Below are 7,421 nucleotides of genomic sequence, written 5' to 3' on the forward strand. Positions count from 1 at the left end.
TCTGTGACGCCAAGCATATTCAAGGATACAATAAGTAAGGCTGGCGCTGCAGCTTAAACTGTTGCAGCGCCTGTTGCCAACTGTCCCGGATCTGTTGTTCGCTCCAACCCTGTTCTATTTGCAGCCGCAACTGATCCGTCCCTGCCAGCCGGTCCATAAATTGCGGCGAGGTAAAGAGGGGTTGCTGCTGTTGTTTAAACAGCTGCTGCCAGCGTATTAAATAACTTAAATCCAGCCCGCCGGCCTGCTGCTGTCGTAAATCCTCACCTGTTACCCGTTTGTCCTGCAACGGCGGCGTTAAGGCCGCACCCGGTGTCGACACCGGCGTAAAGCTGAAGTCTCCCAAACTGAATTGATCATAGCCCAGCACCTGAAACGCAAAGGGCGTACCGCGGCCGACACTCAATGGTGTGGCCTCAAAAAAACCCAGTGACGGGTACAACGCGATCGCCTGATCATTCGGCAAGTTCGGGCTGGGCGCAATACTCAGTGAATACGGCTGCTGACGCTGATAATGCGCGACCGGGATCACGGTAAGCAACAGTTGCTCAGCGTTGGTGATCCAAGCCTCGCCTTTAATCATTAACGCCAGCTCAGCGACGGTCATGCCATGCAGCAGCGGTATCGGGTGCATGCCAACAAAGGAGCGAAACGCCGGGTCCAGCACCGGACCATCGATATAGCGGCCATTGGGATTGGGCCGGTCGAGGATCAGTACTTCAACCTGATGTGTTGCTGCGGCCTCCAGCAAATAATGCATAGAGCTGATGTAGGTGTAATAGCGCACCCCGACATCCTGAATATCAAAAATCACCAGATCTAACTGTTGCATCTGCTCAGCACTGGGCGCTTTATTAGCACCATAGAGAGACCATAACGGCAAACCGCTGCGACTATCGACACTGTTACTGACCACAGCCCCGGCATCATAGTTACCGCGAAAACCATGCTCAGGCGCAAATATACTGACAATATTCACCTGTTGCTCTAGCAGTACATCCACCAGATGTTGCTGGCCTATGGTTGAGGTTTGATTGACCAGCATGCCCACTCTTTTACCCTGTAACAGCGGTAGGTAACGCTCAAGTTGTGCTGCGCCTGGTAGTGGCGGTTCGCCTGGCAAAGCGGCAACGGCTGTGGCGGCCTCAGTTTGCGTTGCTGGAATTGACGCCGGGGTGCAGGCGGCCAAACACAGGCTTAAGGCGGCGCACGCTAAGCGACAATAGCGGACTGTCAACACAAGGCTCATTGCAGTGCCTTCAGTGTCTGGCGCACAAAGCCGTGCTGCGCGGCTAATTGTTGCTGGCATAGCGCCACTGGCTGGCCAGTCAGGATATGCACTATGGCCAGTTTAGCGTTCATACCACAGGCTTGCAGCGCTTGCTGCGCCTGATCAGCATCAGCGTCCGTGACCTGCATCACTATGCGCACCGCCCTGGCCAGCAGCTTTTCATTAGTGGCATTAACATCGACCATCAGGTTTTGATAGGCCTTACCACTGAGTACCATGGCACTGGTGCTGAGCATATTTAACAGCATTTTTTGGGCGGTTCCGGCTTTCATGCGGGTAGAGCCGGTCAGCACTTCCGGGCCTACTTCGGCACAAATGGCGATATCTGCCGCTGCCAATATAGGGGCATCGGCATTACAGCTAATGGCAACGGTACGGCAACCCAGGCTGCGGGCGTAGGCCAGGCCTCCCAACACATAGGGCGTGCGGCCGCTGGCGGCGATACCGACCAGTATATCAGCGGGGGCTAGCCTCAGTTGCTGCAGCTCCGCTTTGGCCAGTTCCGGGTTGTCTTCAGCTCCTTCTACCGCCTGATACATGGCTGAGGCTCCGCCGGCGATCAACCCGACCACTTGGCGGGGCGGCACACTAAAAGTAGGCGGGCATTCCACCGCATCCAGAATGCCCAGCCGGCCACTGGTACCGGCGCCCAGATAAATTAAGCGGCCACCTGTCGCAAACGCCTGCACTATTGCTGCTACTGCGTTGGCCACTGCCGGCAAGGCCTGACTGACGCAGTGGGCGACCTGCTGATCGGCCTGGTTAATCAACGTTACCATCTGTAACGGAGTTAAGGTATCCAATAGCGCGCTATCCGGATGCCGGGCTTCGGTTGTCATGCTGGCTAACTGGGCTAACAGCTGGGGTTTAATCGTCATGATATCTCTCTTAGCTCAGGCTGTTGCTGTAACAGCAACTGGCGGGCTAGCAGGGTGGCACCGTCCAGTGCGTTGCCTTTGGCCGGCACTATCGCTTGCTGCAAGGCCGGCTTAAGTATCGCTTTGCTACGCTCAGCCAGACCACCCAGCAGCACCACCGGCAATTGCCGCTGGCCCTGACAGCAATCAAGATGGGCGCTGATGGCTTGTGCTTGCTGCATCAGTAATTGCTGTGCCAGTGGATCTGTCTGATGTTCAAATACCAGCGGTGCTAAGGCGGCAAAATCACTGGCAGTGGCTTGCTTTAACCAGGGTAATAATTGTTGCGGGCCTTGACCGCAGTGCCTGGCCAGCGACTGACACAGGGGTGATGTTATGCCCTGATCACTATCAACTTGCCACAACAGTTGCCGCACGGCTAAGCGGCCCAACCAGGCACCACCGCCCTCATCGCCAATATTAAAGCCCCAACCGCCTACCTGATGTTCAGCGCCATCCTGCTCCAGCCGCATAGACACTGAGCCGGTACCTAGTGCCAGCACGACTACCGGTTGGCCTAAGTTGGCACCATACAGCGAGATTTTGGCGTCGGTGGTTAGCTGCCAGGTCGCAAAGGGCAGGGCCAGTTGCTCAGTAAACGCCTGATGTAATTTCGGGTTGCCGGCACCGGCCAGGCCCATTACGGCCACCACGTCTGAGCAATCAATGGCCGCTTGCTGACATAGCTCAAGACACAAGGCTCTGACATTGGCCAGCGCCAAAGCGTAATTATTGGTCAGTTGCGCCGGACCACCACTACCGTACCAGCATTGGCCACTGTCGGCAGCGGTTAAACGTGCCTGGGTTTTGGTGCCGCCGCCATCTACCGCCAGCAGATACATACTATGACTCCTGTTGGATGGGCAGTGGTCGTCCACTGACACAAATCAGAAAGGCCACCAGCGTACCCAGACAAAGTTGCCAGGTAAAGCCCAGATCGACGGTTACTGCAAAGCCTAAGCTTGTTTGCACATAGGGCTGTAGCAGCAGGGTGACAATAAAACCGGCTAAAAGCGCCGCAGTAACAGTATAACGATTGCCACGGCGGCTAAACAAGGCGGTAAAGAACACGCCCAGCAAGCCGCTATAAGAAAACACCATCACACTAAGCGCAAAGGCCAGCAATGGCATATCGGAATAGCGCTGCCAATAATAGCAGAGCACCGCCATCAGCGATAACGCCGTGGCGGTAAGCAGCATGCCGAGTTGCCCGGCGCGGACAAAATGCCGGGCAGGGGTTTCGGGGTGCCGTGCCAGCCGCCAGGGCTGGTACAAATCGGACACCATCACCGATGACATAGAGTTTAAACCCGAGGTAATAGTAGATAAGGCCGCCGCTATCACACCCACCACCACCAGACCACGCAGGCCAGAAGGCAGCTCATTAAGCACATAAGCCATAAAAACTGTGACCGACTCGCCCTGAAACTGAGCGCTAAGCTCACCCCCGGCCTGGTGTAAATCCGGGCGCAGGTAAAACAAATAGAGTAAAAAACCGATGACAATAAACAGCAGCATCACCGGAATGACCATCAGCACTGAACTCAGCAAAGCCCTGGACCCGGCTTTGGCGTCTTTACAGGTTAACACCCGCTGCGTCATATCCTGATCCAGGCCAAAGGCGGCGATATTTAACAACACAAAGCCAGTGAGTGCTGACCACAGCGTAAAGACCCCGGCACTGCTAAAATCATGGCGCAAATCAAACAATAACCATTTGGAGCCAGCATCGCCTCCAGGCTCTGCCAGCGCTTGCCATATCACCGCCAGGGGCAAATCTAAACTGACAAACAAATAGCCCAATACCACCAGAGCCGCACTAATATAGACCACACATTGCAGCGCATCGGTATAAATAACCGAGCGGATGCCACCGGCCATAGTACAGACTAAACCCACTACGGCCAGCAATAATACTGACTGCATCACACTGGTGGCAGCAATATCATTAAATAGCAACATGGCCACTGCCAGTGCGGCCATATAAAGACGCGCACCGCTGGCAAATACCCGGCCAAACAAATACATCTGGCCGGCATGGTTTTTGGCGCTGGCTGAAAAACGTTGCTCTAGCAGTTCATAGACGGTCGTCACCCGACTGGCATAGTAACGGGGGATCAGCAGCTTCATCACAAAGACAGCCGCCAGCAGCGCGCCGATATTGCTGCTGAGGTAACTAAGATTGCCACGAAAGCCCATATCGGGCCCACCCAGAAAGGTTGCGGCAGATTGCGAGGTGGCCAGCACTGAGATGGCGACCAACAGCACCGGCATCTTGTTGGCGGCTAAAAAATAATCCTGGCTGTTTTGTGCCTGGCGCCGGTTGACCCATACAGATAGCGCAGCCAATAGCAAAAAATAGCCAAAAAAAACTGTCCAATCCAATGCTGTTAATTGCATACTAAGCGCCTTTAGTACCCTATCGTCGTGCCGGTGTGAGTTTAAGTCTGGCCAAGAGCGTTAGCATAACAGGAGTTAACAGTGTGTGGCAGAGGCAAAATGCGTGGCGCAAACCATGGGCAAGCTGGCTGCGTAGCAGCTTATTGTGCTGTGGTGTCCTTATGAGCAACAGCGTACTAGGGAATATGGCCACAGCTGCGCCTGATGTTGCCGCTATGTTTGGCCAAAAATTGATGCTGGACTTACGCTATTATTGTGCTGAACCCGTGGCCGCAGGCCAGTGCCGTACTCCGCTGACTGAGTTACCCCCAGAGTTATTTCAGCTGATACGCCAGCACAATATAGGCGGGGTGATCTTATTTGCGGAAAACCTGCAAACGCCGGCACAAATCATCCGGCTAACCCGGCAATTACAGCAGGCCGCAGCTGAGTCGAGCCTGGGGCTACCCCTGTTTATTGGCATAGATCAGGAAGGCGGCCGGGTTGCCCGTCTGCCGCGGCACTGGGCCTCCTCTTTTAGTGGCAATATGGCCATTGGCGCCACTTATGCAGAGCATGGCAGCCATTTTGCCAGCGAGGTTAGCCGTATTCTGGCTATTGAACTGTTGGCGCTGGGCATTAATGTTAACTTTGCGCCCACCGTAGATGTCAATGTGAATCCGCAAAACCCGGTGATAAACGTGCGCTCTTATGGTGAAGATGCGCAGCGGGTCGCTGAGCTGGGCAGCGCCAATACGCAAGCGATGCAACAGCAGGGCGTGCTGGCGGCGCTGAAGCATTTCCCGGGGCATGGCGATACCCATATCGACAGCCATTTAGGCTTGCCGCGGGTCGATCATAGCGCAGAGCAAATAAGCCGTATTGATCTCTACCCCTTTGCCCGTATTATCCTTGATGCGCAGCCTGCCATGATCATGACCGCACATATTCAGTATCCGGCGTTGGATAGCAGTACTTTTATTGCTAAGGATGGCCAGCCGCTGCTAAAACCGGCTACCTTATCGCGCACCATTTTAACCGGCGTTTTGCGCGAGCAGCTGAATTATCAGGGCCTGATTGTAACTGATGCACTGGATATGGCCGGTATCAGCCATTTTTTCAGCCCGACCGAGGCAGTAGTGGCCACCTTTGCTGCGGGCGCCGATATCGCTTTAATGCCCTTAAAAGTGCAAAGCCCGGCTGAACTGGCGGCCTTGCCACAGTTAATTGCGCAATTAGAAGCGGCGCTGGCGCAACAACAACTCGACGCCGCTGAGGTCGTGGCCTCTTATGCGCGGATCCGCAAGGCGAAACAACAACTGCGCATTGGTACTGAGCCTGAAGCCGAAGCGCTAAAGCAGGCTAAGCAGGTACTGGGGCAGCGCGAACACCGCGCTGCTGAACTGGCGTTAGCCCGCGCCGCTGTTACCGTGGTAAAAGGCGAAGCGGCACTGCCGTTAAGGTCCGCGGCCGGTCAGCGCTGGCTGCTGTTAATGCCCGATACCAGCAAGGCTCTGGCGTTACAGCATGCCTTGCAGCAGCTGTTAGCCCAACAGCCAGGCACAGCCCCTTTAATTGAGATATTAAGTTTGCAGCAACTGGATATGACAACGGCCAAATCAAAAGTGGCTGCTGCTGATCTATTGATAAGCGGTTTTATTTCGCCGATGCAATCGCTGGTTGAAATGGGTGGTATGGATGATCTGACTCCCGGCATGTCTCTGGCTGTCGCCTATCAGCAGCAACGACAGCAATTTGCGGCCTTGCTGCAACAGCGGGCCGCGTTGCAAAAGCCCACAGTGTTTATCAGCTTGCGCTCACCCTATGAGATAGCCGATTACGCACCTTATGCTGATTGGGTATTAGCCAGCTATGCCTATCATACCGAGCAGGCGCCAGGGCAGACACCACGAGGTGTGGTTTATCAGGCATTAGCAGAAGTGTTGCTGGGCAAGATTAGCGCTACTGGTCAGTTACCGGTTACTGTGGAAGCGATTAAGTAAGTTTTTAGCTGCTATTCCTGAGGCCGTTCGATGCAACCAGATATTTACTGCTATGCTAGCTAGTAATCATTGGAGACAAAAAGTGACCGTTGATGTATGGGGTAAAGCAGGATAGGGGTACATGAGTAGACGTTTAATGAGCTGGTTGCTGTGTCTGTGCTTTTTAGCCAGTTATACAGTGCTGGCCAATAATCCGCCATCACGGGAGGTGGTGGTGGGCGTTTATCAAAACCCACCTAAATTAACGATTGCAGCTAATGGAAGTCCTTCGGGGATCTTTGGCGACTTGCTAATGGAGATGGCCCGTCAGCAAAACTGGCGTCTTAAAACCGTGGTCTGCGATTGGGCCTATTGTCTGAGTTTACTGCAGTCTGGCGATATTGATTTATTACCGGATATCGCTTTTACAGAAGATCGTGCTGAGCAATTTCAATTTCATCAAACACCAGTCATATTCAGTTGGTCACATTTTTATCATCAACCCGGTGTGTCGATTAATCAATTCGAAGATTTACAGGGTATGCGCATTGTGGTGCTGGACCGCTCAGTGCAGCATAGTTATTTGCAACAAGAGTTTAATGCAATGCAGCTTGATGCTACTTTAATAGCCGTGCCTTCAATTAGCGAAGCTTTTGTGCAGGTAGCCATGGGTAATGCCGATGCTTTAGCGGCAAACCAATATTTTGGTGAACACCAAGCCCACTTTTATCGTCTTGAAGCCAGCAGTTGGCGGTTTCAACCCAGTGAATTATTTTTTGCCAGTGCCGCCGGGCGCACCACCGATTTGCTGGTATTGATTGATCAGCAACTGCTCGAGTGGCAGGCGATGCC

The 7,421-nt window shown here is 53.8% G+C and carries 6 protein-coding genes; 2 read left to right on the forward strand and 4 right to left on the reverse strand.

From position 1 onward, the window contains the following. Window positions 1-19: 19 nt before the first annotated feature. The 4 genes from V7D78_RS05615 to V7D78_RS05630 are packed head-to-tail and all read right to left on the reverse strand — an operon-like array spanning window position 20 to window position 4,608. On the reverse strand, window positions 20-1,249 hold the full coding sequence (locus tag V7D78_RS05615) for an exo-beta-N-acetylmuramidase NamZ family protein (RefSeq protein ID WP_333607457.1): 1,230 nt from the start codon (window positions 1,247-1,249) through the stop codon (window positions 20-22). Continuing rightward, window positions 1,246-2,169 (reverse strand): N-acetylmuramic acid 6-phosphate etherase, encoded by a 924-nt coding sequence (gene murQ / locus V7D78_RS05620; RefSeq protein WP_333607458.1) that lies wholly within the window; start codon window positions 2,167-2,169, stop codon window positions 1,246-1,248. Before murQ ends, V7D78_RS05615 begins: the two co-directional genes overlap by 4 nt. Continuing rightward, window positions 2,166-3,050 (reverse strand): BadF/BadG/BcrA/BcrD ATPase family protein, encoded by an 885-nt coding sequence (locus tag V7D78_RS05625; protein WP_333607459.1) that lies wholly within the window; start codon window positions 3,048-3,050, stop codon window positions 2,166-2,168. Before V7D78_RS05625 ends, murQ begins: the two co-directional genes overlap by 4 nt. A 1-nt stretch (window position 3,051) precedes the next feature. After that, window positions 3,052-4,608: a sodium:solute symporter gene (locus tag V7D78_RS05630; protein ID WP_333607460.1), complete on the reverse strand. Its 1,557-nt coding sequence runs from the start codon at window positions 4,606-4,608 to the stop codon at window positions 3,052-3,054. 161 nt (window positions 4,609-4,769) lie between these two features. Here V7D78_RS05630 and V7D78_RS05635 point away from each other — a divergent pair, with 161 nt between their 5' ends. Beyond that, window positions 4,770-6,590 (forward strand): glycoside hydrolase family 3 protein, encoded by a 1,821-nt coding sequence (locus V7D78_RS05635; RefSeq protein ID WP_333607461.1) that lies wholly within the window; start codon window positions 4,770-4,772, stop codon window positions 6,588-6,590. Window positions 6,591-6,711: 121 nt separating this feature from the next. Next, window positions 6,712-7,421: transporter substrate-binding domain-containing protein (locus V7D78_RS05640; protein WP_333607462.1), on the forward strand; the 710-nt coding region annotated here is incomplete at its 3' end.

Origin of the sequence: Arsukibacterium sp. (assembly GCF_036735525.1) — a bacterium.
GTDB lineage: Bacteria > Pseudomonadota > Gammaproteobacteria > Enterobacterales > Alteromonadaceae > Alishewanella.